Raw genomic sequence first — 24799 nt, forward strand, 5'->3', positions numbered from 1 at the left:
AAGTTAGATTACAGCGCCTTCATGGTGCCTTTCGGCAGAACGGCAGCAACGAAGTCACGTTTGATAACCACTTCAGTGGTATCGTTCAGCGCGATAGCAATGTAGCCAGTTTCCGCTACTTTGGTCACGCGACCGACCAGACCGCCGTTGGTCAGCACTTCATCACCTTTGGCGATGGAGTTCATCAGGTTCTTATGTTCCTTGGTGCGCTTCTGCTGTGGACGCAGGATCATGAAGTAAAAAATCAGACCGAACACCACCAGCATCAGAATCAGAGACATCGGGCTGCCCTGCGCCGGTGCACCCGTTGCCGCTACCGCATCAGAAATAAAAAAGCTCATTGAAATTCCCTCATTATTAAAATTAATCAACGTTCAAAGGAGGCACGGTGCGCCCCTGACGTTGGTAAAAATCGGTCACGAAGCTCTCTAATTTACCCTCTTCGATAGCCTTGCGTAAACCAGCCATTAAACGCTGATAGTAGCGCAGGTTATGAATGGTATTGAGACGCGCGCCCAATATTTCGTTGCAACGGTCAAGGTGATGCAAGTAAGCGCGTGAATAATTGCGACATGTATAGCAATCACACTCGGCGTCCAGCGGCGCGGTATCGCTTTTGTGCTTCGCGTTGCGGATTTTCACCACGCCGTCGGTGACGAACAGGTGGCCGTTACGCGCGTTGCGCGTCGGCATGACGCAGTCGAACATATCGATACCGCGACGTACCCCTTCCACCAGATCTTCCGGCTTCCCGACGCCCATCAGGTATCGTGGTTTATCGGCCGGGATCTGCGGGCAGACGTGCTCCAGAATACGGTGCATGTCTTCCTTCGGCTCGCCGACCGCCAAACCGCCGACAGCGTAGCCATCAAAGCCAATCTCTACCAGACCTTTCACCGAGATATCACGTAAATCTTCGTAAACGCTGCCCTGAATGATGCCGAACAGCGCATTTTTATTGCCAAGGCTATCGAAACGGTCGCGGCTGCGCTTCGCCCAGCGCAGAGACATCTCCATCGAGCGCTTGGCGTAATCCCAGTCCGCCGGGTACGGCGTACATTCGTCGAAGATCATCACGATGTCGGAACCGAGATCGTACTGAATCTCCATGGATTTTTCCGGATCGAGGAAAATCGGATCGCCGTTGATCGGGTTACGGAAGTGGACGCCCTGCTCGGTGATCTTACGGATATCGCCAAGGCTGAACACCTGGAAGCCGCCGGAGTCGGTCAGGATCGGTCCTTTCCACTGCATAAAATCGTGCAGATCGCCGTGCAGCTTCATGATCTCCTGACCCGGGCGCAGCCACAGGTGGAAGGTATTGCCGAGAATAATCTGCGCGCCGGTGGCTTCCACCTCTTCCGGCGTCATCCCTTTGACGGTGCCGTAGGTGCCAACGGGCATAAAGGCCGGTGTTTCCACCACGCCGCGCTCAAACACCAGGCGACCGCGGCGGGCGCGACCGTCGGTGGTATCCAGTTCAAATTTCATGCTTGCTCCTGCGTCAGAAAAACAGTCCGACGTTTTGATACTCGCCACGGAATGATTCCGTGGCTAAAAATGCGTCATGGCGTGCCAAAAGCCGGCGGGCCGGCCTTTTCAGGGACGCTCAGAAATAGCCTGCGGATTGTACGTGATAAACATCGCATCCCCGTAGCTAAAAAAGCGATATTTCTGCTCCACCGCTACCTTATAGGCGTTCATGGTGTGCTGATAACCCGCAAACGCCGACACCAGCATAATCAGTGTGGATTCAGGGAGATGGAAGTTGGTCACCAGCGCATCGATCACCTGGTACTGATAACCCGGATAGATGAAAATCTGCGTATCGTCGAAGAACGGCGCGATCAGGGCGTCTTTCGCCGCCTGCGCCGCGCTCTCCAGCGAGCGTACCGAGGTGGTGCCCACCGCGATCACGCGATTGCCGCGCGCTTTCGCCGCCAGCACCGCATCAACCACCTCCTGCGGCACTTCCGCATATTCTGAGTGCATAGTGTGCTCTTCAATGCTGTCGACGCGCACCGGCTGGAAGGTACCCGCGCCCACGTGCAGGGTGACAAACGCCATCTCAACGCCTTTAGCGCGCAGTTTGTCCAGCAGCGGTTCGTCGAAGTGCAGACCCGCGGTCGGGGCGGCTACCGCGCCCGGCCGGGTGCCGTAGACGGTTTGATAGAGCTCGCGGTCAGCGTCTTCGTCCGGGCGATCAATGTAGGGCGGCAGCGGCATATGGCCGATCCCGTTAAGGATCTCCAGCACCGGGCGCTCGTCGTTAAATTCCACTTCAAACAGCGCGCCGTGACGCGCCAGCATAGTGGCCTGAATGCTCTCGTCGTCGCCCAGCAGCAGCTCGGCGCCCGGCTTCGGCGCTTTCGAGGCGCGAATATGGGCGAGGATGCGCTTATCATCCAGCATCCGCTCCACCAGCACTTCAATCTTGCCGCCGCTGGCCTTGCGGCCGAACAGACGCGCCGGGATCACCCGGGTGTTGTTAAACACCAGCAGATCGCCGGGATTGAGCTTATCGAGGATGTCGGTGAAGGTGCCATGCGTCAGCGCGCCCGTCGGCCCGTCCAGGGAGAGTAAGCGGCAGCTACTGCGCTCAGGCATCGGATAGTGGGCGATCAGGGATTCGGGTAGTTCAAAAGCAAAATCGGTAACGCGCATGACGATAACTCAGACTGAATAAAGAGGCGGGTAGTCTAGTGCCGGGGCGGTCTGCCTGCAACCTTTACCCCTCCGGATGAATGACATAATCTATATTCCAAATCATTCCGAATGCCGCCATGCGGCAGCCGAATGCATCACCGGTGGCAGAGGGCCGCGCGCGGCCAGACAGCACGCCATCCGGGCACCGGGGCTGCCGTTCAGGGCGACGCGCAGCGCTACACCGCTCACTCTGCCCGCCAGAAAGTATTTGAAGGATGTCGTCACTATGAATTTTCTCGCCCACCTGCACCTGGCCCATCTCGCCGACAGTTCGCTGCCCGGCAATCTGATGGCCGACTTTGTGCGCGGCAACCCGCAGGGCGACTATCCGGCGGAGATTGTTGACGGCATCTATATGCATCGGCGGATTGACGTGCTGACTGACAACCTGGCGGAAGTCAAAGAGGCGCGGGAGTGGTTTCGCCCGCAGACCCGCCGCGTCGCCCCGATCACCCTCGACGTCATGTGGGATCATTTCCTGTCGCAGCACTGGGCGCAGCTCTCCCCTGACCTGCCGCTGGAGGAGTTCGTGCGCTACGCCGAGCGGCAGATCGTGCCGATCCTGCCCGACTCGCCGCCCCGCTTCGTCAATCTCAACCAATATCTGTGGTCGGAGCGCTGGCTGGAGCGCTATCAGGAGATGGATTTTATTCAGCGCGTGCTTAACGGCATGGCCAGCCGCCGCCCGCGTCTCGAGGCGCTGCGCGACTCCTGGCAGGATCTGGATACCCACTACGACCGGCTGGAGGGGCAGTTCTGGCGCTTTTATCCGCAGATGATGCGTCAGGCGAAAAACAAACAGCTGTAATCGCTGCGACATTGATAGGTAAAAGCTGGCTGAACGATTGTCGGTGCCTCTTTGTGTTATTGGCGGACAGGCTCTATACTTGCCGGCGTTGCGTTTTAAATAACCTTAGTAATTACAGGAGAATCAAATGGTTCTGGTCACTCGTCAAGCGCCGGATTTTACTGCAGCCGCTGTGCTGGGTAATGGTGAGATCGTTGAGAAATTCAATTTCAAACAGCACACCAACGGTAAACCTACCGTTCTGTTCTTCTGGCCGATGGACTTCACCTTCGTTTGCCCGTCTGAGCTGATCGCGTTCGACAAACGTTACGAAGAATTCCAGAAACGCGGCGTGGAAGTGGTTGGCGTTTCCTTCGACTCCGAGTTCGTGCACAACGCATGGCGTAACACCCCGGTAGACCAGGGCGGTATCGGCCCGGTTAAATACGCGATGGTTGCTGACATCAAACGTGAAATCCAGAAAGCTTACGGTATCGAGCATCCGGACGAAGGCGTTGCCCTGCGTGGTTCCTTCCTGATCGACGCTAACGGCGTGGTTCGCCACCAGGTGGTTAACGACCTGCCGCTGGGCCGTAACATCGACGAAATGCTGCGCATGGTTGACGCGCTGCAGTTCCACGAAGAGCACGGCGAAGTTTGCCCGGCGCAGTGGGAAAAAGGAAAAGAAGGTATGGCTGCCTCTCCGGAAGGCGTTGCAAAATACCTGACCGAAAACGTCTCCAGCCTGTAATCGGCACACGTTTTTATAAAAGGCTCGCTCAGGCGGGCCTTTTTTGTTAGCGACGTCAAAATTTAGGAAAATGACCCGGCGATATTTGTGACCAGGAATACACTTCTGCCGAAAAATTTCGCTCTGCCTCTCATTTTTTCTCTGTCAAATTTCAGCACCAAATCCCAAGCACTCCGTAACCCACTGAAAATCATATAAATTATTTATATGGTTTTCTGCCAGCACTTTGCCGTCGATGTGATCGCCATCAATATTTAAAACCGCGGATGTGATCTCATCCATCATTTTTATCAATGTATTTGGTCATGATTTTACTCAGGAACAGGAATACGTTCAGGAGAAGAGAATGGATATTATTTTTGACCCGACGTTAATCGCCCTGAAGCAGAATATTTCCCATGCGGAAGAGGCCATCGAACTGGCGGGTTCATTACTCGCCAGGCATCAGATTTGCAGCGCCGAATATGTCAGCGAGATGCTGACGGTATACGAAGATTTTGGCGCCGCCATCGTGATAGATGACGGGATTGCCATGCCGCACGCCCGCCCGGAAAAAGGGGCATTGCAGACCGGATTTTCGCTTGTCACCACCGCCACGCCAGTGACCTTCGGCCACGATGAGTTCGATCCGGTTACCGTCGTCATCGCCATCGCCGGCGCCGATGCTGACAGTCATATCAAAATGATCCAACTGATAGCCTCGCTGATCGAGTCAGATATCGTGACCTTTCTTCAGCAGGAAACTGACGTGAATTCAGTCTTACATTTCATCCAAAAACAAATGGAGTAGTCATTATGTTAGTTATCAGAACGGTTTGTGGTAACGGTATTGGCAGTTCATTGATGGCTGCGAATAATGTGAAGAAGATCTGTGAAGAATTAGGTATCAAAGCGGACGTCGCCTCGGTCGATTTTGCTAACGCCGTCGGGGAAAAAGCCGACCTTTATGTCACGATCAAAGAACTGGCAAATCAATTTCCGGCCCACTGTCATGTCGCCATTATTCGCAGCTATGTCCATAAAGCAAAAATCGCCGAGGATATTACCGACGCGCTGATGAAAATTGCTGCGACTCACTCTTAATCAGCATAGAGGGAACGACCATGCAGGCTATTCTTAGTTTCTTAACGGAAATATTCAGTCAACCCGCTTTTTTAATGGGGCTTATCGCCTTCGTTGGCTTAGTGGCGCTGCGCTCCCCCGGCAACAAACTCCTTACCGGCACATTAAAGCCGATTTTAGGCTATTTGATGTTGAGCGCTGGCGCAGGCGTTATCGTTACCAATCTCAACCCGTTGGGCGGCATTATCGAAGCGGGATTTAATATCCGCGGCGTTATTCCGAACAATGAAGCCATTGTCTCCGTCGCCCAGAAGATGCTGGGCGTGGAAACCATGAGTATTTTGCTGTTGGGCTTTATTTTCAATCTGATCATTGCCCGCTGCACAAAATATAAATATATCTTTCTCACCGGTCATCACTCATTCTTTCTCGCCTGCCTGTTCTCCGCCGTCCTGCAGGCGGCGGAGTTCCAGGGCTGGATGTTGATCCTGATCGGCGGATTCCTGCTGGGCTCATGGTCGGCCATCTCCCCCGCCATTGGCCAGCGTTACACCAGGCAGGTGACCGAGGACGGCGGGATCGCCATGGGCCATTTCGGCTCACTGGGCTACTATCTCTCGGCGTGGATCGCCAGCCGGACCGGTAATCCGGCAAACTCCTTCGCCGATACCGAAATCTCAGAGAAATGGGGTTTTCTGCGCGATACCACCGTCACCACCGGTATCGTGATGTTTGTTATCTACTTTATCTGCAGCGCTGTCGCCGGGTCGGCGTACCTGAGCACCATCACCGACCAGAACATGCTGATCTTCTCCGTGCTGACCGGTCTGCAGTTCGCCGTTGGCGTAGCCATTGTCTACAACGGCGTGCGCTTGATCCTGGGCGATCTGGTGCCGGCATTCCAGGGCATCAGCCAGAAACTGATCCCGGACTCCATCCCGGCCGTTGACTGCGCGGTGTTCTTTACCTTTAGCCCCACCGCGGTGGTGGTGGGATTCATCAGCTCCTTTGTGGGCGGGCTGGTCGGGATGCTCATGCTCGGCGGACTGGGCATGGCGCTGATTATTCCCGGCATGGTGCCGCACTTCTTCTGCGGCGGTACCTCCGGGGTCTTTGCCGACAAGCTGGGCGGTAAGCGCGGTTGTATCATCGCCGCCTTTATCGGCGGGATCTTCCTGGCCTTCCTGCCGGCGATGCTGCTGCCGGCGCTCGGCAACCTCGGGTTTGAAAACAGCACCTTCGCCGATTTCGACTTCGCGGTGTGGGGCATCATTATCGGTAACGCGTTTACCCAGTTTGGCCAGGTCACTATCTACCTGATTTGTCTGGCGCTGCTCGTCGCGCTGCTGGCGCCTTTCTGCTTCCGTCAGGTACGGGTGGTGGGCAACACGCTCAGCTATGAGGAGCTTATCGCCAAGCAGAAAAATGAATAAGCGAGGTCATTTTTCCCGGCGGGACGGTCAAGCTTCCCGCCGCTGACAAATAATCAGGAGTGGTTATGGCTATTTTGTCCATTGGATTTGCTTGTTTCGATCAGTTTTTCTTTCTCAATGAATGGCCCCAGGAGAATACTAAAAACTTTTGTCATGATTTTATCGAAAGCGGCGGCGGCCCGGCGGCCAATGCGGCCTGGCTGCTGGGATTATGGGGGGAGGAGGTCTATTACATCGGCCATCTGCATCAGGATCTTTACGGTCAGCGCATTATCGATGAGTTTGCCGAAGCGGGCGTGGATACCAGCCAGGTGGTTTTCTCCGATGACATGATCACCCCGCTGGCCTCGGTGCTCGTCAATCGCTTAACGGGTTCGCGGACGATTATTACCCGCAAGATGCAAACACCGCCTTCCCTGACCTACGATCAAAAGCTCAAACTGGACGATCTCGCCGAGCGACTGATTGCCGCCGAGGAGCCAGTCACTATTTTAATTGACGGCCATGAGGCGGAAATCAGTGAATATTTAATTAAGAAACTGCCCAACGCCAGAGTCGTGATGGACGGTGGGTCACTGCGTGCCAGCAATATTAAACTGGCGGCCTGGACCGACTATTTTGTGGTGAGCGAACATTTTGCCCGCGACTATATGAGCTATCGCTCGCTGAGCACCGAAGCAGAAATTAAAGCAGCGCTGATTGAGCTGAATAAAATTTGCCGCGGCGAGGCATTTATTACCCTTGGCGAAAAAGGCTGCGCTTTTTTAAAAAGCGGTATGCTGCAGATCGTTCCTTCCTGGCTGTGCAATGCCGTGGATACCACCGGAGCCGGGGATGTATTTCACGGCGCCTTCACCTATGGCGTCCACTACTCATGGCACATAGATAATATTATTTTATTTGCCAGCCTCACCGCCGCCATTTCTATTGAGAAAAAAGGGGTACGGGAATCTATGCCGGACCTGGCGGTCGTCCACCACTCGTTAAATAGCTACGAGAGAAACTTAAAGCAATATTTTGAAGAATAACTGTATTTAATAAATATCAAGAGGTGAATATGTTAGTGTCGATGAAGGACATGCTTCAGCATGCCCTGAGGGACGGCTACGCCGTCGGTCAGTTCAACATTAATAATCTGGAGTGGGTTGGCGCCGTATTAAGCACCGCCCAGCAGTGCCGCTCACCGGTTATTTTGGGCGTGTCCGGCGGCACGGTTAAGCATATGCTCGGGTTAAAATGTATTCATGACATCGTGGTTAACGCCATGGAGTATTTACATATTGATGTTCCGGTGGCGCTGCATCTGGATCATGGCACCACCCGGGAGGCCTGCGAAGCGGCGATCGCCGCCGGCTTCAGTTCCATTATGTTTGATGGCTCACATCTGCCGTTCAGGGAAAACCTGGCCATTACCCGCCATCTGGTGACGCTGGCGCACAGCAAAGGTATCTCCGTGGAGGCTGAACTGGGGACTATCGCCGGTAGCGAAGACGGCATTGTCAATTCCGAAGTCATCTATGCCGATCCGCAGGAGTGCTACACCCTGGTGACAGAAACCCAGGTGGACTGCCTCGCCGCCGCGCTGGGCTCCACCCATGGCCTGTATAAAGGCAAAGCCAGGCTGGGATTTAGCGAGATGAAAGCCATTGCCGAGCGGGTGAAGGTTCCGCTGGTGCTGCATGGCGGCACCGGTATTGCCGATGAGGATATGCGCCGGGCGATTGCCTGCGGCACCGCCAAGATTAACGTTAATACCGAAAATATGTACGCCTGGTGCCAGCAGGTGAAGGCGATCTTCGCTGCCGATACCGGGCACGATGTGAACGATCCGCGGAAAGTGATCGCCCAGGGGCTGCAGCCGGTACGCGAGATGATTGCCCGCCGCATGGCGCTATTTGGCTCACAGCAGCGCTATTGATGCGTGAAAGGTGGCTGAGACCTCCGCCCCTTAGCTACCGGGGCGGAGGCGTCAGGCATCAGAAGGCAAAGCAGGAGCAGCCCAGCACGCCCCAGAAGGCCTGCTCGTCGGAGACCGGGATCGACGATTTCCGCGCGATATCATGCTGATGGCCGTGAACGCCGCAGCTACCGCAGCACTGGTGCATCTGTACCATGGCGCCAATTTTAGCCGCCGCCGGCGGAGCGGAACGGTAATGGCCCGGGACCTTCACCACCGGCGACCACTCCGGCAGCACCGGAATGGGCGGCGGCGCCAGCGGCGAGAAGTGACCGGCGGCATACACCACTTTGCCGTCAACCACCGTCAGCACCGACTCAATGCCTTTGATCTCCTCTTCCGCGACGCTGAAATAGTCCTTCGACAGCACCACCAGATCGGCAAGCTGACCGGCGGCCAGACGGCCCTTTTTCCCCTGCTCGCTGGAGAACCAGGCGCTGCCCGCCGTCCACAGCTCCAGCGCGACATCGCGCGGCAGCCGGTTGTTATCGTCATACATCGCCATCCCGCCGACGGTGCGCCCGGAGACCAGCCAGTACAGCGCGGTCCACGGGTTATAGCTGGCGACGCGGGTGGCATCGGTCCCCAACCCTACCGGTACGTCCAGCTCCAGCATCTTCGCCACCGGCGGCGTATGTTTCACCGCCTCTTTGCCGTAGCGATCGACAAAATATTCGCCCTGGAAGGCCATCCGGTGCTGCACCGCAATGCCGCCCCCCAGCGCCTTCACCCGCTCAATGTTGCGCTCGGTAATGGTCTCGGCATGGTCGAAGAACCAGTGCAGGCCATTAAACGGAATGTCGCGGTTCACCTTCTCAAACACGTCCAGCATCCGGCTGATGGACTCGTCGTAGGTGGCATGCAGGCGGAACGGCCAGCGATGTTCCACCAGGTGGCGCACCACCCGCTCCAGCTCATCCTCCATGCCTTGCGGCAGATCCGGCCGCGGCTGCAGGAAATCTTCAAAATCCGCCGCCGAAAACACCAGCATCTCGCCGGCGCCGTTGGCGCGATAGAAGTCGGTCCCCTGCCCCGGCTTCAGCATGTCGGTCCAGCGTTCGAAGTCCTCCAGCTCCTGCTTCGGCCGCTGGGTAAACAGGTTGTAGGCGATGCGCACGGTCATTTGCTCTTTCGCGTGCAGCTGTTCGATAATTTCGTAATCTTCCGGGTAGTTCTGGAAACCGCCCCCGGCGTCGATGGCGCTGGTCAGCCCCAGCCGGTTCAGCTCGCGCATAAACTGGCGGGTGGAGTTCACCTGCAGATCCAGCGGCAGCTTCGGCCCTTTGGCCAGGGTGGCATAGAGGATCATGGCGTTTGGTTTGGCGATCAGCATCCCGGTCGGGTTGCCGTGGCTATCGCGGACGATCTCGCCGCCCGCCGGATCCGGCGTCTCTTTGGTATATCCCACAGCTTTCAGCGCCGCGCGGTTCAGCAGCGCGCGATCGTAGAGATGCAGCACAAACACCGGCGTATCGGGCGCCGCGTCGTTTAGCTCTTCCAGGGTCGGCATCCGTCGTTCGGCGAACTGGAATTCGCTCCAGCCGCCGACCACCCGCACCCACTGCGGGGAGGGTGTGCGATCCGCCTGCTCCTTGAGCATTCGCAGCGCATCGGCCAGCGAGGGCACCCCCTCCCAGCGGAGCTCAAGGTTGTAGTTCAACCCACCGCGGATCAGGTGCAGGTGAGAATCGTTGAGGCCCGGGATCACCGTATGCCCTTTGAGATCGACGATCTGCGTCCCCTCGGCGGCAAAGCTCATGATCCGATCGTGGCTTCCGGTGGCAACAATTTTTCCGTCGGCGATGGCCACGGCTTCCGCCAGCGGATTCGCGCGATCGAGGGTATGAATCTGGCCGTGGGTCAGAATCAGTGTGGCAGTTTGCGACATAACGCACTCCTTGGGGAGGCTGACTCAGTTTTTCTTCAACCAGCCAGCAAACAGGCGGGTCACGATGGGCATCCAGAACCAGACCACCAGCGCAACCACGCAGGCATCATTGATCAGGTGCAGCAGCAGGCTCCCCTTAAGCGACGGCAACAGCATGCCGGTCACCGCCGGCACCAGGTTGGTGCTGGGGAAAATCACCAGCAGGGTGATCAGAAACTGTTTCCAGCGCCGCGGCTGGCGCACATTCGCCGTCGGCGGGGTAAACCAGAAGGCCGGTTCGGTCCGCACCTCCGTCCGATCGCCCTCCGTCAGCAGCGGGGCAATCTCCGCCACCAGCTGACGACGGGTTTCCGACTGCGTCCAGGCGTAGAGATGCTCCAGGGTGTCGAAGCGGATAATCACGCTCCACAGATTCTGCCCTGCGGCGGGCCGGATCACATTCGCCCCGAGATGGCCGGGAAATTCAGCCGCGATGGGCATGATTTTGCCGAGCCACTCTTCGTAGCGCTGGCCGTGTTGCGGATCGAGCAGATGGCTGATGACCAGGGTCACCGATTTTTGCTGCGCCATAAAGAGTTCCTTGCTTCAGGGGAATGGCAGGATTGCTCCTGCCATTAGCGATCAATGGCTCTGCACAACATCATTCATGCTGCGTCGGGGCGGACAAACGCAGCCAACAAAGAGGCAGCTTGAAGGATGAAGTGAGTTACGCTTTACGCTCTGGCGCGCCGTGCACCATGGTATAAGCGTAATCCACGCCCATCCCGTAGGCGCCGCTGTGTTCGCGCACCAGGTCCATGACCGCATCGTAAGTCGCTTTGCGCGACCAGTCGCGCTGGTACTCCAGCAACACCTGCTGCCAGGTCACCGGCACCGCACCCGCCTGCACCATCCGGTCAATAGAACGCTCATGGGCGTCGACAGAGGTACCGCCGGAGGTATCGGTGACCACATACACTTCGTAGCCCGCCTCCAGGGCCATCAGCGCCGGAAACGTCAGGCAAACTTCGGTCCACAGAGCGGAGATCACCAGCTTTTTACGGCCGGTCGCTTTCACCGCCGCGACGAAGGCATCGTCTTCCCAGGAGTTCATTGAAGTACGCTCAATCGGCTTGACGTCAGGATGCACGGCCAATAATTCCGGCCAGATATAACCGCTGAAGCTTTTAGTCTCTACGGAAGTGTAAATCACCGGTACATTAAAAATTTTGCCAGCTTTGGCCAGCGCCACGGTGTTATTTTTGAGGGTCTGGCGATCGATATTCGCCACGCCAAATGACATCTGTGGTTGATGATCAATAAAGATAAGGGCGGAATTAGTGGGATCGAGCAGTTCACGAATAGACATTAAATACCTTCTTAATCAATGAGTTAAAAAGATGACATGATGGTTAATGCGTCGTGTAGATCCTGACTGATAAAGCATGGTGAGTATAGCCAGTTATTTCTAACAAGTTATTAAAGTTTTTTTGTGATTTATATTTTGTCGGCGGTTAGTATTGACTCACGCCAGCTTTCATCAAATTTTTACGTCAAACTGTTCTGATTTATTCACTGGCATTGATTATTGCGCTTAGGTACAACAAGGGGAAAATAAATTAATGGAAACCCCTGATGCGCGTAAACTTTGATGTTCTGATGATCCTTGATGCGCTGGACCGACACGGATCCTTCGCCACCGCCGCGGAGTCGCTGTATAAAACCCCCGCCGCGCTGAGCTATATGATCCAGAAGCTGGAGAACGATCTGGACATTGTCTTATTGGATCGCTCCGGTCACCGGGCGAAGTTTACCGATACCGGGCGATTGATGCTCGAGAAAGGACGCCAGCTGTTGAGCGCCGCCAGAGATCTGGAAAAGCAGGCCCAGCAGCTAAGCGCCGGCTGGGAGCGAGAGCTGGCGATCGCCCTCGACGCCTCGTTTCCCTTTTCAGCCCTGCTGCCGCTGATCGCCGAGTTCTACGCGCAAAACCCGCAGACGCGGCTGAACTTCAGTCATCACACCCTCGCCGGTTCGTGGGAAGAGCTGACCCACCATGGCGCGGATATTATCCTCGGCGCCATCAATGAGCCGCCTACCTCCGCCGAGTGGTCATGGCAAACCCTTGGCGCGCTGGATAACATTTTCGTGGTCGCTCCGACCCACCCGCTGGCCGGCGCGGAAGCGCCGCTCAGCAATAAGCAGCTCAGCCAGCACCGGGCGGTAGTGATCCGCGACAGCGCCCGCTATTGCCATCCGCTGAACAGCAACCTGCTTGATGAACAACCGCAAATCGGCGTCGATGATTTCGCCAGCAAAGTCGAACTGCTGTGCGCCGGGCTGGGCTGCGGCTTTCTGCCGCGTCATATCGCCCGCCCGTGGCTGGAAAAAGGCTGTCTGGTGGAGAAAAGCGTCGCCTGCTGGCGGGAAAAAGATATCACCTACATGGCCTGGCGCAGCGGGAATGACGGGCTGGCTCAGCGCTGGTGGCGGGAGGCGCTCCTCCGCGACGACCTGCTGAGCCAGCTCTATCGTTAACGGCCTGACCAGACGCAGGCGGAGATAGCCGGGAGGGTCAGCACCCCGTCATGGAAGGCGCCGGCGCCTTCCTGCAGCGTCCAGGCCCCCACGTCCAGCAGCGGCGAATCCTCGATAACCACCTCGCAGGCTTCGCCGCGGTTAATCGCCACCAGCACCCGCTGCTGTTTATAAACGCGGACAAACACCACCACGTTATCCTCGGCGTAAATCACCTGGCAGCCGCCGTAGCGCAGCGCCTGCTGGGCTTTACGCAGTTTCGCCATCCGCTGATACAGTGCCAGCAGCTGGGTATCCTGCAGCGCCGGATCCCACGGGAACGGTTTACGGCAGAACGGATCGTTATTGCCATCCACGCCCACCTCGTCGCCGTAGTAGATGCACGGTACCCCCGGCCAGCTGAACAGCCACACCACCGCCAGCGGCAGGCGCGCTACGTCTTTGCCAAGGAGAGATTTAAAACGCGCCGTATCATGGCTGTCGAGCTGATTGAACATCCGTAGCTGCTGCTGATGCGACAGCCCGGCGCGATAATTATCCATCCACGCCATACAGGTCTGGGCGTCTATCTTCTGCGGATCGTAAGAGATATCGGTATTGGCAAGGAATCCCCAGATCGGGAAAGTGAAGCCGCGGTAGTTCATTGCCGAATCTTCGGCATCCGCCTGCAGCCACTGGCGCGCGTCGCCAAAATGTTCCCCAAAGACAAAGGCTTCCGGCTGCGTTTGCTTCGCCGCCTGGGTGATGCCGGCGATATGCCGCAGGTTATTTCGCGCCCCGCCGCCTTCGCCGAGCATATGCACCACGTCCAGACGCCAGCCGTCCATGCTCCACGGCGCCTTCAGCCAGTGGCGTACGATGCTGTCCTCGCCGGCATAGATCTCGTTGACCAGGCTGGTCGACCGATAGTCGAGCTTCGGCAGACTGGCATAACCCAGCCAGTTGTGCGCCTGCCCCTCCCCGGAGAAGGTAAACCAGTCGCGCCACGGGGAGTCCGGATGATGGCCGGCGCCGCCGCTGCCCTGCTGATGACGGTCGAACCAGGGATGGGAATCGCCGGTATGGTTGAACACGCCGTCGAGGATCATGCGCATTCCCGCCCGCTGGGTGTTATGGCGCAAGCGGAGCAGCGCCGCGTCGCCGCCAAACTGCGGATCGACGCGCCGATAATCCTCCGTGTCATATTTATGCACGCTGGGGGCGGCGAAGACCGGGTTCAGATACAGGGCGGTCACGCCGAGCTGCTTCAGGTACGGCAGTTTTTCGCTGATGCCGTCGAGATCGCCGCCGTAGAACGTCGAACCGCCCGCCTCGCCGGTAAGCGGTTCGTCCCACGCCTTGCGCACAATCTCCCGTCCCGCCGCGTGATGGTAATAGACCGCGTCCTGATCGCCGTCACGCGCAGCGCTGCGGGCAAAGCGATCGGGGAAAATCTGATAGAAAACCTGATCGGCCACCCACTGCGGGCCGGCGTCCGGCAGGTCGACGGCGAACTGCTCCAGCCTGGCCGGCGGAAAACGGCTGAAGCCCTGCGGCGTAAACCAGCGCTGATGGTCGGCCCACAGCAGCTTAAAGCTGTAGCGGCGGCGCGGCTGACCGCTGGCGAGATGGATTTCACCGCGCCATGCCACCACCCCCGGCCTCGGCGCCTGGCGGAGGCGCTGCATCGGCAGCGACAGCTCTTCGTTATCTTCTTCCGCGCGCAGCGTGATCCGCTGCGGCAGCGACTCACCGCTTAACCACAGGGTAATAAACAGTCGGTCCTGTTGCACCTTGATAAAGGGTGCAACCGGAAGGTGCCATGCCTTCAACATCGTGAATCCTCATTGTGCAGAATGGGCACACCTTGCCATAGCCGTCAGGCGCAGAACTCATCGTCACAGGATTTTTTGGGGGAGGATAACGGGGGAGGACGCGGGTCGGCAAGCCGCCCCGGTCGCGCGATGCTGACCGGGGCGATGTCGATTACTGAGCCTGCGCCAGGCGGCGCTCGCGACGGGTCTTAAAGACCCAGCCCAGCAGCAGCAGCGCAATCCACGCCATACCGACATACAACGAAATGCGGGTGTCCGGATGATAGCCGATCAGGGCGATAATAAACGCCAGGAACACCAGGCCGATAACCGTGGTCGCCACCCCGCCGGGGACTTTGAATTTCAGGGCCTTGACCTCCTCCGGCGACAGACGGCGGCGGAAGGCAATCTGCGACAGCAGGATCATAATCCACACCCACACGGTGGCGAAGGTGGCCAGCGAGGCGATCACCAGGAAGACGTTTTCCGGCATGATGTAATTGAGGTATACCGCAAACAGCAGCGCAATGGTCATCACCATCACCGTCACCCACGGAATACCGCGACGCGAGGTTTTGGCGAACACCTTCGGCGCGCTCCCCTGCTCGGCCATGCCGTGCAGCATACGGCCCACGCCGAACACGTCGGAGTTAATCGCCGACAGCGAGGCCGTCAGGACCACGAAGTTAAGAATGCTGGCCGCAAAGGTGATGCCCAGATGCTGGAAGGTCAGGACAAAGGGGCTGCCGTCGGTACCCACCTGATTCCACGGATAGATAGACATAATGACGAACAGCGTGCCGACATAGAACACCAGAATGCGCATCGGCACCGAGTTGATGGCGCGTGGAATGGATTTCTCCGGATCTTTCGCCTCGCCGGCGGTAATGCCGATGATTTCAATACCGCCGTAGGCGAACATCACCATCTGCAGCGACATCACCATTCCCAGCCAACCGTTGCTGAAGAAGCCGCCGTTGCTCCACAGGTTATGAATCCCCGTCGGCTGGCCGCCGTTGCCGATCCCCCAGATAATGATGCCGAACCCGGCGAGGATCATGATGATGATGGTGGCCACTTTGAAGAACGAGAACCAGAACTCCAGCTCGCCAAACACCTTGACGCTCATCAGGTTGACGGCGCAGATGATCAACACCACGCTGAGCACCCAGATCCAGTGCGGCACCGTCGGGAACCAGACGCCCATGTAGATCCCGAAGGCGGTGACGTCGGCGATGGCGACAATCAGGATTTCAAAGCAGTAGGTCCAGCCGGTGATATACCCCGCCAGTCCGCCGAGGTTTTCCTGGGCATAGCGGGAGAATGAGCTGGCGGAAGGGTTATGCACCGACATCTCACCGAGCGCGCGCATAATGATATATGCCGCGACGCCGCCGATAATGTAGGCCAACAGTACGCTGGGTCCGGCCATTTTAATCGCGTCGGCTGAACCGTAAAAAAGCCCGGTGCCGATGGCGGAACCCAGGGCCATAAAGCGAATGTGCCGGGTGCTTAGCCCGCGCTTAAGCTTGTTACTACTTTCCATCGTGGTTTTTCAATGCCGTTTAACACAAAAAATAAAAAACCACGGAACCCGAAGTCCCGTGGTTAAACGCTTGTCCTCAACGCCGGTTAGTGCGCGCTGGAGGTCACCTGACGTCCGGCGGCACGGTCCCAGATCACCGCAAGAATTGCCATCACGGCGGTCGGCATCAGCCAGGCCAGGCCCTGCTCCGCCAGCGGCAGACGCGCGGTCCAGGCCGGCAGGATAGCGGCAAACGCCGATGACTTAATCCCGTCAATGATACCAAACATCAGACTGATAAACATGGCCGGCGCGATAACACGGGAAGAATTATGCCACCAACTGCGGGTAAAGCTTAATACAACCAGTGCGATACACGGCGGGTAGATAGCGGTCAGCACCGGAATCGACACCTGAATCAGGTGGCTCAGACCGAGGTTGGAGACCGCCATCGAGAACAGGCCGAGGATAAAGACCAGCGTGCGATAGGAGAACGGCAGATACTGGGCAAAGAATTCGGCGCAGGCGCAGGTCAGGCCCACCGCCGTCACCAGGCAGGCGATGAAGATCAGCGCCGCCAGCAGGAAGCTGCCCGCCCCGCCGAAGGTATGCTGCACGTAGGCGTGGAGGATCGCCGCGCCGTTAGCGGACTGGTCCACGAGGGTGGCGCTATCAGAGCCCAGACGGAACAGCGCCAGATAGAGCAGGGTCAGACCGACGCCTGCCATCAGGCCCGCCCAGACGGTGTAGCGGGTCAACAGACGCGCTTCACTGACGCCGCGGGAGCGTGCGGCATTGACAATCACGATCCCGAACACCATCGCGCCAAGGGTGTCCATGGTCAGGTAGCCGTTGACGAAGCCATTGGAGAATGGCGCGGTACGATACGCTTCCAGCGCGTCGCTGATCGGGCCTGCCGGCCAGACAATAGCGGCGACCGCCAGCACAATCAGGGCGATAATTTTCAGCGGCGCCAGGAAATTGCCCACCGTATCCAGCAGTTTGCCCGGATAGAGCGAGACCAGGATCACCAGCGCGAAGTAGATAACGCTGTAGATCAGCAGCGGCAGCGGGCCGTCGCCGGTCAGCGGCGCAATCCCGACCTCAAAAGAGACGGTCGCGGTGCGCGGGGTCGCGAACAGCGGTCCCACCGCGAGATAACACACCACCGCCAGCAGGATACCAGCCACTTTACCAATCGGGGTGCTCAGGCTTTCAACGCCGCCGCCGACTTTCGCCAGCGCCACCACCGTCAGCACCGGCAGACCCACCGCGGTGATCAGGAAGCCGATCGCCGCCGTCCAGACGTGCTCGCCCGCCTGTAAGCCAACCATCGGCGGGAAAATAATGTTGCCTGCGCCAACGAACAACGCGAAGGTCATAAAGCCCAACGCTATGATGTCGCGAGATTTTAACTGATGGGTCATAAATTCATTACTGCCTGTGGATGTGGTGTTGTAAAAAAATGGAAAAATACCGCGCTACCCTCTCAGGGACGATACAGCGGCGATTGCCGGTAAACTCAGCGAGATATGCTCCCGAAGCGGCGTGGGAAAGAATTGTTTTTGGTATTACCACGCAAAAGCAGTCTGTCATCGACTGCGCAGGCGCAATTTAAACGCTTATAACGTTTTAAAGCAAGGCACGATCGCAAAAGCAGATGATTATGCTGGTTATCAGTTTCACACCAGAATCATTTACCATATTGATGGAAAACCCGTGGCTTATCATGCGAACAAAAAAGCAGCGCGCGTTCATTAAATAGGCAAGAGAAAAACGACTGACAGGGAAAATGACCAGCCGAAGCTGGTCATTGGCAAGATAAGCTGACAGCGCGCCGCTCAGGCGTCGTTTCTGGCAATTAATCGTTCCGGGAGCAGGAAGCTAAAACGGGTTCCCTTGCCCACCGTGCTGTCGATCTCCAGCCGGCTGTCATGATGGTTGACCGCATGTTTGACGATCGCCAGCCCCAGGCCGCTGCCCCCGGTTTGCCGGGAGCGAGCCTTATCCACCCGATAGAAGCGCTCGGTCAGACGGGGAATATGCTCCGGCGCAATGCCCGGCCCATTATCCTCGACGCTGAACAGCGCCCCCTGGGGCGTTCGCTGCCAGCTGACGCGAATTTCGGTGCCCGGCGGGGTGTGGTTCACCGCGTTATAGACCAGGTTAGAAATGGCGCTGCGCAGTTGTTCCTCGTTGCCCAGCACCTTGAGCTGCTCATCGACGGTAAAAATCAGCGTCTGCTTATCCTGGCTGAGGGTCTGCGCCTCGCGCTCCACGACCCGCAGCATCATCGGCACGTCGATGCGGTCATTCATCGCCAGCGCCGGCGCGGCTTCAATACGCGACAGCGTGAGCAACTGCTTCACCAGCCCCTCCATACGCTGGGTTTGCTCACGCATGGTGTGCAGGGCCTTTTCACGGGTCGCCCCTTCCAGCACCTGCTCCTGCATCATCTCCAGATAGCCCTGCAGCACCGTCAGCGGGGTGCGCAGCTCATGGCTGACGTTGGCGAAAAAGTTACGCCGCGCCCCTTCCAGCTGATGCATCTGCGTCACGTCGCGCGCCACCATCAGCCACTGTTTGTCGCTGTAGGGCATCACGCGAATTTCCAGATGACGGGCATTATTCAGCACCAGATTGAGCGGCTTTGAAAAATCACGCTGTTTCAGGTAGTTGGCGAATTCAGGATAGCGCAGAAGGTTAAGAATGTTTTGCCCACTGTCGTCCGGCCAGCGCAGGTTTAAAATCTGCTGCGCCAGGCCGTTGCACCAGAAAATGGCCCCCTCTTCCGTGGTCAGGACCACCGCGTCCGGCAGGGATTCCGCCCCGCTGCGAAAGCGTTTGATCAGGCTTCCCAGCTCACGTCGACGCTTTTTATTACGCATCTGCATCTGGTGCAGACCATACAGCAGCGGCTCCCAGCTGCCGCGGCCGGGCGGAGGGGTCATGCTCCGGTCCACCCACAGCCACCACGACAGGCGCATCAAATTCCAGAAATGCCAAATCAACAAACCGGTCACTGCCGCCAGTAAAAACCACGGCAAATGACCCACAAACGCCCCCAGAATCAGGGCCGGAATACACGCTAAAAAGAGCTCCAGCGCCAGCCTTTTCCATGACAGCCGTTCCAGCACGGGTCACACTCCTGTCAAAATTCAGAAACGGGCGGAGAAACGATACCCCGTGCCGCGAACCGTTTGCACCATGCGATCATGGCCACTGTGTTCCAGCGCTTTACGCAGGCGGCGAATATGGACGTCTACCGTGCGGTCTTCCACATAGACGTTGGTTCCCCAGACGTGGTTCAGCAGCTGCTCGCGGCTATACACCCGCTCCGGATGGGTCATAAAGAAGTGCAATAATTTAAATTCCGTTGGCCCCATGTCCAGCGGACTCTCGCCGGTCATCACCCGGTGCGATGAGGGATCGAGGCTCAGCCCCTGCATTTCAATCACCTCTTCCACCGCCATCGGCGAAATACGGCGCATCACCGCTTTGATTCGCGCCACCAGCTCCTTCGGTGAGAAAGGCTTGGTAATGTAGTCGTCCGCCCCTGTCTCCAGGCCGCGAACGCGATCCTCTTCTTCTCCGCGCGCAGTCAGCATCACCACCGGAATATCCCGGGTCATCGCCTCGCGCTTGAGCAGCTTAATAAACTGCAGCCCCGAACCGCCCGGCAGCATCCAGTCAAGGAGAATCAAATCAGGCCAGGGTTCATTGAGTTGATTCACCGCGCTGTCATAATCTTCCGCTTCGACAGGCTGAAAGCCATTTTGCTCCAGAACAAAGCAGACCATTTCGCGGATTGGAGCTTCATCTTCAACGACCAGAATTCTTCTCGCCATTATTTACCCTGTGTTTTTTAGCCATCAGTATAGAAGTGCGGCGTCATTATGCGTCACTTTTGTGACAGATTTATGAAAAAAATGACCGTCCGACGATCGGGTATTTTGAAGCATGACGCGGACTTACCCCTCTCCGACAAATGGTATACTGCCGCTCATGCTTTTTTCGCTAGGGAAGATTTATGCGCATCCTTCACACCTCCGACTGGCACCTGGGCCAGAATTTTTACAGCAAAAGCCGTGCGGCCGAACATGACGCCTTCCTGACCTGGCTGCTGGCCCGCGCGCAGGAGCATGAAGTCGACGCCATCATCGTGGCCGGCGATATTTTTGATACCGGATCGCCGCCGAGCTACGCTCGCGAACTGTATAACCGCTTTGTCGTCCAGCTGCAGCAGACCGGCTGTCGCCTGGTGGTGCTGGCGGGCAACCACGATTCGGTGGCGATGCTCAATGAATCCCGCGATATCCTCGCCTTTTTACACACCACCGTCGTGGCGAACGCCGGCTGCCCGCCCATTGAGCTGCCGCGGCGCGACGGCACCCCAGGCGCTATCTTCTGCCCGGTGCCGTTTTTACGCCCGCGCGAGCTGGTCACCAGCCAGGCCGGCCACTCCGGTCGGGAAAAACAGCAGCAGCTGCTGCACGCCATCAGCGACTATTATCAGGAGCAGTATCAGCAGGCCTGCGCCCTGCGCGGCGATCGGCCGCTGCCCGTGATTGCCAGCGGCCATCTGACCACCGTCGGCGCCAGCAAAAGCGATGCCGTTCGCGACATTTATATTGGCACGCTGGATGCCTTCCCGGCGCAGCACTTCCCCCCTGCCGACTACATTGCGCTGGGCCATATTCACCGGGCGCAGGTGGTTGGCGGCTGCGAGCACATCCGCTACAGCGGCTCGCCGCTGCCGCTGAGCTTTGATGAAACCGGTAAAGCGAAATCGGTGCATCTGGTGAGCTTTAGCGATGGGCGACTCAGCGCCGTGGAGACCCTTGAGGTGCCCGTCACCCAGCCGCTGGCGGTCATCAAAGGCGATCTGGCCGCCATCACCGCCCAGCTGTCGCAGTGGCGCGGCGTTGAACAGGACCCGCCGGTGTGGCTGGATATCGAAATCACCACCGAGGAGTACCTGCACGATATTCAGCGCCATATTCAGGCGCTGACGGAGGATCTGCCGGTGGAAGTCTTGCTGGTGCGCCGCAGCCGCGAGCAGCGCGAGAAAATACTGCTCAACGCCCAGCGGGAGACCCTCAGCGAACTGAAGGTGGGAGAGGTGTTCGAGCGCCGGCTGGCGCTGACCGAGATTGACGATGAGAAGCGCGCACGGCTGCACGAGCTGTTCGCTCATACGCTGCATACGCTCACCGCGGAGGACGAAAACGCATGAAAATCCTCAGTCTGCGTCTGAAAAACCTCAACTCCCTGAAAGGGGAATGGAAGATAGACTTTACCGCCGAGCCGTTCGCCAGCAACGGCCTGTTCGCCATTACCGGCGCCACCGGCGCCGGGAAAACCACCCTGCTCGACGCCATTTGCCTCGCGCTCTATCACGAGACGCCGCGCCTGAATAAAGTCTCCCAGTCGCAAAATGACCTGATGACCCGCGATACCGCCGAGTGTCTGGCGGAGGTGGAGTTTGAAGTGAAAGGCATCGCCTACCGCGCCTTCTGGAGCCAGAACCGGGCGCGTAACCAGCCAGATGGCAACCTGCAGGCGCCCCGCGTCGAGCTGGCGCGCTGCGCCGACGGCAAAATCCTCGCCGATAAGGTCTCGGATAAGCTGGAGCAAACCGCGACGCTCACCGGCCTCGACTATGGCCGCTTCACCCGCTCGATGCTGCTCTCCCAGGGGCAATTTGCCGCCTTTCTGAACGCCAAGCCGAGCGATCGCGCGGAGCTGCTGGAGGAGCTGACCGGCACGGAAATCTACGGTCAGATTTCGGCGATGGTCTATGAGCAGCACAAAGCCGCTCGCCATACCCTGGAGAAGTTCGAAGCCCAGGCGGCGGGCATCGTCCTGCTGACGGAGGCCCAGCAGCAGGCGCTGCAGGAAAGTTTGCAGGTACTTACTGACGAAGAGAAAGCCCTGCTGGCGCAGCAGCAAAACCAGCAGCAGCAGCTTCAGTGGCTAACGCGTCGCGATGAGCTGGCGCAGCAGCAGCAGCAGGCGGTCAGCGGCCAGCAGCAGGCCTGTCAGGCGCTGGCCGACGCCGCGCCGGCGCTCGCCAGGCTTGAGCTGGCCCAGCCCGCCGCCCAGTTGCGCCCCTTATGGGAGCGTCAACAGGAGCACGCGGCAGGCCTGGCGCAAACCCGCCAGCGAATCAATGAAGTGAATGCTCGCTTACTTTCCAGCACGGCGCTGCGCGCGCGCATTCGCCGTAGCGCCGTGCATGCCCAGCGGCAGCGTCAGGCTGAACTGGCCGACCTGGCGCAGTGGCTGGCGGCCCATGAGCGATTTCGCTTATGGGGCCAGGAGATCGCCGGCTGGCGGGCGCAATTTTCGCAGCTGACTCGGGATAAACAGCAGCTGACGGCCCAGACCACCCGCCTGGCCGCGCTGCGCCAGAAGCTGGCCGATCTGCCGGCCAGCCCTCTGTCGCTGACCGCCGATGACGTTGCGGCGGCGATGGCGCAGCAAACCCAGTCGCGACCGCTGCGCCAGCGGCTGCTCTCCCTTCATGAACAGCATCAGCTGCTGCGCAAGCGTCTGCGCCAGAACGCCGAAAGCGTACAGCAGGCGCAGGCGGAGCAGGCAAAACTCAACGCCACCCTGGCGCAGCGCCGGGAGCAGTACAAAGACAAAAACCAGCACTATCTCGACCTGAAGGCGCTCTGCCAGCGGGAAGAAACAATTAAAGATCTGGAAGGTTACCGCGCCCGGCTTGAGGCCGGTAAGCCGTGCCCGCTGTGCGGCTCCTGTGAACACCCGGCGATTGAACAATACGCCTCGCTGACGGTCACGGATAACCAGCGCCGCCGCGATGCGCTGGAAAAAGAGGTCGCCGCGCTGAAAGAAGAAGGTCTGCTGATCCTCGGGCAGGTCAACGCCCTGACGCAGCAGCTCCAGCGTGAAACCGAAGCGGCCGGGCGGCTCGCTGAGGAAGAGCAAGCGCTCACTAAAGCGTGGCAGGAAACCTGCGCCTCTCTTCAGGTCACGCGGGATATTGCGCAAGAGATAAACGACTGGATACAGGAGCAGGAGCGCTACGAGCAACAGCTCTACCAGCTCAGCCAGCGCCTGATGCTGCAGAGCCAGCTCAACGATCAGGAGGCGCTGGCGCGCCAGGCTCAGCAGCAGCTGACGGCCACGCGCCAGGGGCTGGAAAGCGCCCTGCAGACCCTGACGCTCAACCTGCCGGAAGAAGGGACAGAAGCCGCCTGGCTGAACGCTCGCGAAAGCGAATTTGCCCAGTGGCAGGCGCAACAGACCCGGCATGGCGCCATTCAGGAGCAGATTGCCGCCCTGCAGCCGCTGCTGGAGACGCTGCCAGCCAGCGACGAGGCAGAGGCAGAAGCTGAGCCAGTGATTCCCGACAACTGGCGCGCTATCCATGAGGAGTGCCTGGCGTTGCACAGCCAGCTTGTCGCCCAGCAGCAGCTGGAGACCGAAGAGAAGGCGCGCCTGGACCAGTCGCAGGCGCAATTTACCGCCGCCCTGGCCGCCAGCCGCTTTAGCGATCGGCAGGCGTTTCTCGCCGCGCTGCTGGATGACGAGACCGTCCAGCGGCTGACGCAGTTAAAACAGACGCTGGAGCAGCAGCTTCAGCAGGCGACGGCGCTCTGCGAGCAGGCGACCCGTCAGCAGCAGGCGCACCTGGCGCTGCGTCCGCAAGGGACGGACGCGGACATCCCCGCCCTGCAAACCCAGCTGCAGGCCCTGGCCCAGCGGCTGCGGGACAACACCACCCGCCAGGGCGAGATCCGCCAGCAGCTCAGGCAGGACACAGAGAGCCGTCAACATCAGCAGGCGCTGGGGCGACAGATTGCAGAGGCGGCGCAGCGGGCGGATGACTGGGGCTATCTCAATTCGCTGATCGGCTCCAGCACCGGCGACCGGTTCCGCAAATTCGCCCAGGGGCTGACGCTGGATAATCTGGTCTGGCTGGCAAACCAGCAGCTTAACCGCCTGCACGGGCGCTATCTGCTGCAGCGCAAAGCCAGCGAAGCGCTGGAGCTGGAGGTTGTCGATACCTGGCAGGCCGACGCCGTACGCGACACCCGCACCCTCTCCGGTGGCGAAAGTTTCCTCGTCAGCCTGGCGCTGGCCCTGGCGCTGTCAGATCTGGTGAGCCATAAGACGCGAATTGATTCCCTGTTTCTTGATGAAGGCTTCGGCACCCTCGACAGCGAAACGCTGGACACGGCGCTGGACGCGCTGGACGCGCTGAACGCCAGCGGCAAGATTATCGGGGTGATCAGCCACGTGGAGGCGATGAAAGATCGCATTCCGGTGCAGATCAAAGTGAAGAAGATCAATGGTCTGGGCTACAGTCGGCTGGACAGAGCGTTTGCGGTGGAGTGAGGTTTGAATC

At 58.5% G+C, this 24799-nt stretch carries 22 protein-coding genes and 1 pseudogene; 10 read left to right on the forward strand and 13 right to left on the reverse strand.

The window, feature by feature from the left end:
* Positions 1 to 8 precede the first annotated feature (8 nt).
* From yajC to QLG03_RS21060, 4 genes and pseudogenes are all read right to left on the reverse strand, one after another.
* Positions 9 to 341: a preprotein translocase subunit YajC gene (yajC, locus tag QLG03_RS21045; RefSeq protein WP_002890398.1), complete on the reverse strand. Its 333-nt coding sequence runs from the start codon at positions 339 to 341 to the stop codon at positions 9 to 11.
* Between the two features lie 22 nt (positions 342 to 363).
* The gene (tgt, locus tag QLG03_RS21050) at positions 364 to 1491 is read right to left on the reverse strand and encodes a tRNA guanosine(34) transglycosylase Tgt (RefSeq protein ID WP_002890395.1); all 1128 of its coding nucleotides are present in this window, start codon (positions 1489 to 1491) and stop codon (positions 364 to 366) included.
* 108 nt (positions 1492 to 1599) lie between these two features.
* Positions 1600 to 2664 carry a tRNA preQ1(34) S-adenosylmethionine ribosyltransferase-isomerase QueA gene (gene queA / locus QLG03_RS21055; protein ID WP_004204841.1) on the reverse strand — a complete coding sequence of 355 codons (1065 nt, stop codon included), beginning with the start codon at positions 2662 to 2664 and terminating at the stop codon, positions 1600 to 1602.
* 64 nt (positions 2665 to 2728) lie between these two features.
* A pseudogene (locus tag QLG03_RS21060) lies at positions 2729 to 2844 on the reverse strand (hypothetical protein).
* Positions 2845 to 2932: 88 nt separating this feature from the next.
* Between QLG03_RS21060 and acpH the strand changes: the two are divergent.
* Both acpH and QLG03_RS21070 read left to right on the forward strand, forming a co-directional pair.
* On the forward strand, positions 2933 to 3514 hold the full coding sequence (acpH, locus tag QLG03_RS21065; protein ID WP_023288592.1) for an ACP phosphodiesterase: 582 nt from the start codon (positions 2933 to 2935) through the stop codon (positions 3512 to 3514).
* Positions 3515 to 3641: 127 nt separating this feature from the next.
* Positions 3642 to 4244, forward strand: a complete 603-nt coding sequence (locus tag QLG03_RS21070; protein WP_004178733.1) for a peroxiredoxin — start codon at positions 3642 to 3644, stop codon at positions 4242 to 4244.
* A gap of 144 nt (positions 4245 to 4388) precedes the next feature.
* Here QLG03_RS21070 and QLG03_RS21075 read toward each other — a convergent pair whose 3' ends face one another.
* Positions 4389 to 4535: a hypothetical protein gene (locus QLG03_RS21075; RefSeq protein WP_255988533.1), complete on the reverse strand. Its 147-nt coding sequence runs from the start codon at positions 4533 to 4535 to the stop codon at positions 4389 to 4391.
* Between the two features lie 55 nt (positions 4536 to 4590).
* Between QLG03_RS21075 and QLG03_RS21080 the strand changes: the two genes are divergently transcribed.
* The 5 genes from QLG03_RS21080 (at position 4591) to fba (ending at position 8657) form a co-directional block, all read left to right on the forward strand.
* Positions 4591 to 5034, forward strand: coding sequence for a PTS sugar transporter subunit IIA (locus QLG03_RS21080; protein ID WP_023288591.1), 444 nt, complete (start codon positions 4591 to 4593; stop codon positions 5032 to 5034).
* 5 nt (positions 5035 to 5039) lie between these two features.
* The gene (locus tag QLG03_RS21085; protein WP_017898931.1) at positions 5040 to 5327 is read left to right on the forward strand and encodes a PTS sugar transporter subunit IIB; all 288 of its coding nucleotides are present in this window, start codon (positions 5040 to 5042) and stop codon (positions 5325 to 5327) included.
* A gap of 20 nt (positions 5328 to 5347) precedes the next feature.
* Positions 5348 to 6739: a PTS ascorbate transporter subunit IIC gene (locus tag QLG03_RS21090; RefSeq protein WP_255988441.1), complete on the forward strand. Its 1392-nt coding sequence runs from the start codon at positions 5348 to 5350 to the stop codon at positions 6737 to 6739.
* A 65-nt stretch (positions 6740 to 6804) separates the two neighbouring features.
* On the forward strand, positions 6805 to 7767 hold the full coding sequence (locus QLG03_RS21095) for a PfkB family carbohydrate kinase (protein ID WP_032453579.1): 963 nt from the start codon (positions 6805 to 6807) through the stop codon (positions 7765 to 7767).
* Positions 7768 to 7802: 35 nt separating this feature from the next.
* Positions 7803 to 8657 (forward strand): class II fructose-1,6-bisphosphate aldolase, encoded by an 855-nt coding sequence (gene fba, locus QLG03_RS21100; RefSeq protein WP_072199152.1) that lies wholly within the window; start codon positions 7803 to 7805, stop codon positions 8655 to 8657.
* 58 nt (positions 8658 to 8715) lie between these two features.
* Here fba and QLG03_RS21105 read toward each other — a convergent pair whose 3' ends face one another.
* The 3 genes from QLG03_RS21105 to QLG03_RS21115 all read right to left on the reverse strand — a co-directional run bounded on the left by QLG03_RS21105 (position 8716) and on the right by QLG03_RS21115 (position 11932).
* Complete coding sequence (locus QLG03_RS21105; protein WP_023288587.1) at positions 8716 to 10584, reverse strand: amidohydrolase; 1869 nt, start codon at positions 10582 to 10584, stop codon at positions 8716 to 8718.
* Positions 10585 to 10608: 24 nt separating this feature from the next.
* Entirely contained in the window at positions 10609 to 11154 is a 546-nt protein-coding gene (locus QLG03_RS21110) for an antibiotic biosynthesis monooxygenase (protein WP_008805362.1), read from the reverse strand.
* A 136-nt stretch (positions 11155 to 11290) separates the two neighbouring features.
* A complete protein-coding gene (locus QLG03_RS21115) occupies positions 11291 to 11932 on the reverse strand; it encodes a hydrolase (RefSeq protein WP_002890357.1) in 642 nt (213 codons plus the stop codon).
* 266 nt (positions 11933 to 12198) lie between these two features.
* Here QLG03_RS21115 and QLG03_RS21120 point away from each other — a divergent pair, with 266 nt between their 5' ends.
* Complete coding sequence (locus QLG03_RS21120) at positions 12199 to 13101, forward strand: LysR substrate-binding domain-containing protein (protein WP_023288585.1); 903 nt, start codon at positions 12199 to 12201, stop codon at positions 13099 to 13101.
* Here QLG03_RS21120 and malZ read toward each other — a convergent pair.
* The 5 genes from malZ to phoB all read right to left on the reverse strand — a co-directional run bounded on the left by malZ (position 13098) and on the right by phoB (position 20267).
* The gene (gene malZ / locus QLG03_RS21125) at positions 13098 to 14915 is read right to left on the reverse strand and encodes a maltodextrin glucosidase (protein ID WP_255988444.1); all 1818 of its coding nucleotides are present in this window, start codon (positions 14913 to 14915) and stop codon (positions 13098 to 13100) included. The genes QLG03_RS21120 and malZ overlap by 4 nt on opposite strands.
* Before the next feature lie 151 nt (positions 14916 to 15066).
* Positions 15067 to 16440, reverse strand: a complete 1374-nt coding sequence (gene proY / locus QLG03_RS21130; RefSeq protein ID WP_132134263.1) for a proline-specific permease ProY — start codon at positions 16438 to 16440, stop codon at positions 15067 to 15069.
* Between the two features lie 86 nt (positions 16441 to 16526).
* On the reverse strand, positions 16527 to 17846 hold the full coding sequence (gene brnQ / locus QLG03_RS21135; RefSeq protein WP_023288582.1) for a branched-chain amino acid transporter carrier protein BrnQ: 1320 nt from the start codon (positions 17844 to 17846) through the stop codon (positions 16527 to 16529).
* Between the two features lie 414 nt (positions 17847 to 18260).
* Positions 18261 to 19556, reverse strand: coding sequence for a phosphate regulon sensor histidine kinase PhoR (gene phoR / locus QLG03_RS21140; RefSeq protein ID WP_023288581.1), 1296 nt, complete (start codon positions 19554 to 19556; stop codon positions 18261 to 18263).
* Positions 19557 to 19577: 21 nt separating this feature from the next.
* Complete coding sequence (gene phoB, locus QLG03_RS21145; RefSeq protein ID WP_004204861.1) at positions 19578 to 20267, reverse strand: phosphate response regulator transcription factor PhoB; 690 nt, start codon at positions 20265 to 20267, stop codon at positions 19578 to 19580.
* A gap of 182 nt (positions 20268 to 20449) precedes the next feature.
* Here phoB and sbcD point away from each other — a divergent pair, with 182 nt between their 5' ends.
* Positions 20450 to 21655: an exonuclease subunit SbcD gene (gene sbcD, locus QLG03_RS21150; protein ID WP_255988448.1), complete on the forward strand. Its 1206-nt coding sequence runs from the start codon at positions 20450 to 20452 to the stop codon at positions 21653 to 21655.
* A complete protein-coding gene (gene sbcC / locus QLG03_RS21155; protein WP_255988450.1) occupies positions 21652 to 24789 on the forward strand; it encodes an exonuclease subunit SbcC in 3138 nt (1045 codons plus the stop codon). The genes sbcD and sbcC overlap by 4 nt, the downstream gene beginning before the upstream one ends.
* Positions 24790 to 24799: the final 10 nt, after the last annotated feature.

The organism is Klebsiella sp. V115_8 (genome assembly GCF_029967715.1).
Classification (GTDB): Bacteria; Pseudomonadota; Gammaproteobacteria; order Enterobacterales; family Enterobacteriaceae; genus Klebsiella; species Klebsiella quasipneumoniae.

Coding starts and splice junctions, on each gene's coding strand:
- yajC (WP_002890398.1), bottom strand. CDS start 341: ATGAGCTTTTTTATTTCTGATGCGGTAGCGGCAACGGGTGCACCGGCG.
- QLG03_RS21080 (WP_023288591.1), top strand. CDS start 4,591: ATGGATATTATTTTTGACCCGACGTTAATCGCCCTGAAGCAGAATATT.
- QLG03_RS21110 (WP_008805362.1), bottom strand. CDS start 11,154: ATGGCGCAGCAAAAATCGGTGACCCTGGTCATCAGCCATCTGCTCGAT.
- proY (WP_132134263.1), bottom strand. CDS start 16,440: ATGGAAAGTAGTAACAAGCTTAAGCGCGGGCTAAGCACCCGGCACATT.
- QLG03_RS21115 (WP_002890357.1), bottom strand. CDS start 11,932: ATGTCTATTCGTGAACTGCTCGATCCCACTAATTCCGCCCTTATCTTT.
- QLG03_RS21090 (WP_255988441.1), top strand. CDS start 5,348: ATGCAGGCTATTCTTAGTTTCTTAACGGAAATATTCAGTCAACCCGCT.
- sbcC (WP_255988450.1), top strand. CDS start 21,652: ATGAAAATCCTCAGTCTGCGTCTGAAAAACCTCAACTCCCTGAAAGGG.
- sbcD (WP_255988448.1), top strand. CDS start 20,450: ATGCGCATCCTTCACACCTCCGACTGGCACCTGGGCCAGAATTTTTAC.
- QLG03_RS21070 (WP_004178733.1), top strand. CDS start 3,642: ATGGTTCTGGTCACTCGTCAAGCGCCGGATTTTACTGCAGCCGCTGTG.
- brnQ (WP_023288582.1), bottom strand. CDS start 17,846: ATGACCCATCAGTTAAAATCTCGCGACATCATAGCGTTGGGCTTTATG.
- phoB (WP_004204861.1), bottom strand. CDS start 20,267: ATGGCGAGAAGAATTCTGGTCGTTGAAGATGAAGCTCCAATCCGCGAA.
- acpH (WP_023288592.1), top strand. CDS start 2,933: ATGAATTTTCTCGCCCACCTGCACCTGGCCCATCTCGCCGACAGTTCG.
- malZ (WP_255988444.1), bottom strand. CDS start 14,915: ATGTTGAAGGCATGGCACCTTCCGGTTGCACCCTTTATCAAGGTGCAA.
- tgt (WP_002890395.1), bottom strand. CDS start 1,491: ATGAAATTTGAACTGGATACCACCGACGGTCGCGCCCGCCGCGGTCGC.
- QLG03_RS21095 (WP_032453579.1), top strand. CDS start 6,805: ATGGCTATTTTGTCCATTGGATTTGCTTGTTTCGATCAGTTTTTCTTT.
- QLG03_RS21120 (WP_023288585.1), top strand. CDS start 12,199: ATGCGCGTAAACTTTGATGTTCTGATGATCCTTGATGCGCTGGACCGA.
- QLG03_RS21085 (WP_017898931.1), top strand. CDS start 5,040: ATGTTAGTTATCAGAACGGTTTGTGGTAACGGTATTGGCAGTTCATTG.
- queA (WP_004204841.1), bottom strand. CDS start 2,664: ATGCGCGTTACCGATTTTGCTTTTGAACTACCCGAATCCCTGATCGCC.
- QLG03_RS21105 (WP_023288587.1), bottom strand. CDS start 10,584: ATGTCGCAAACTGCCACACTGATTCTGACCCACGGCCAGATTCATACC.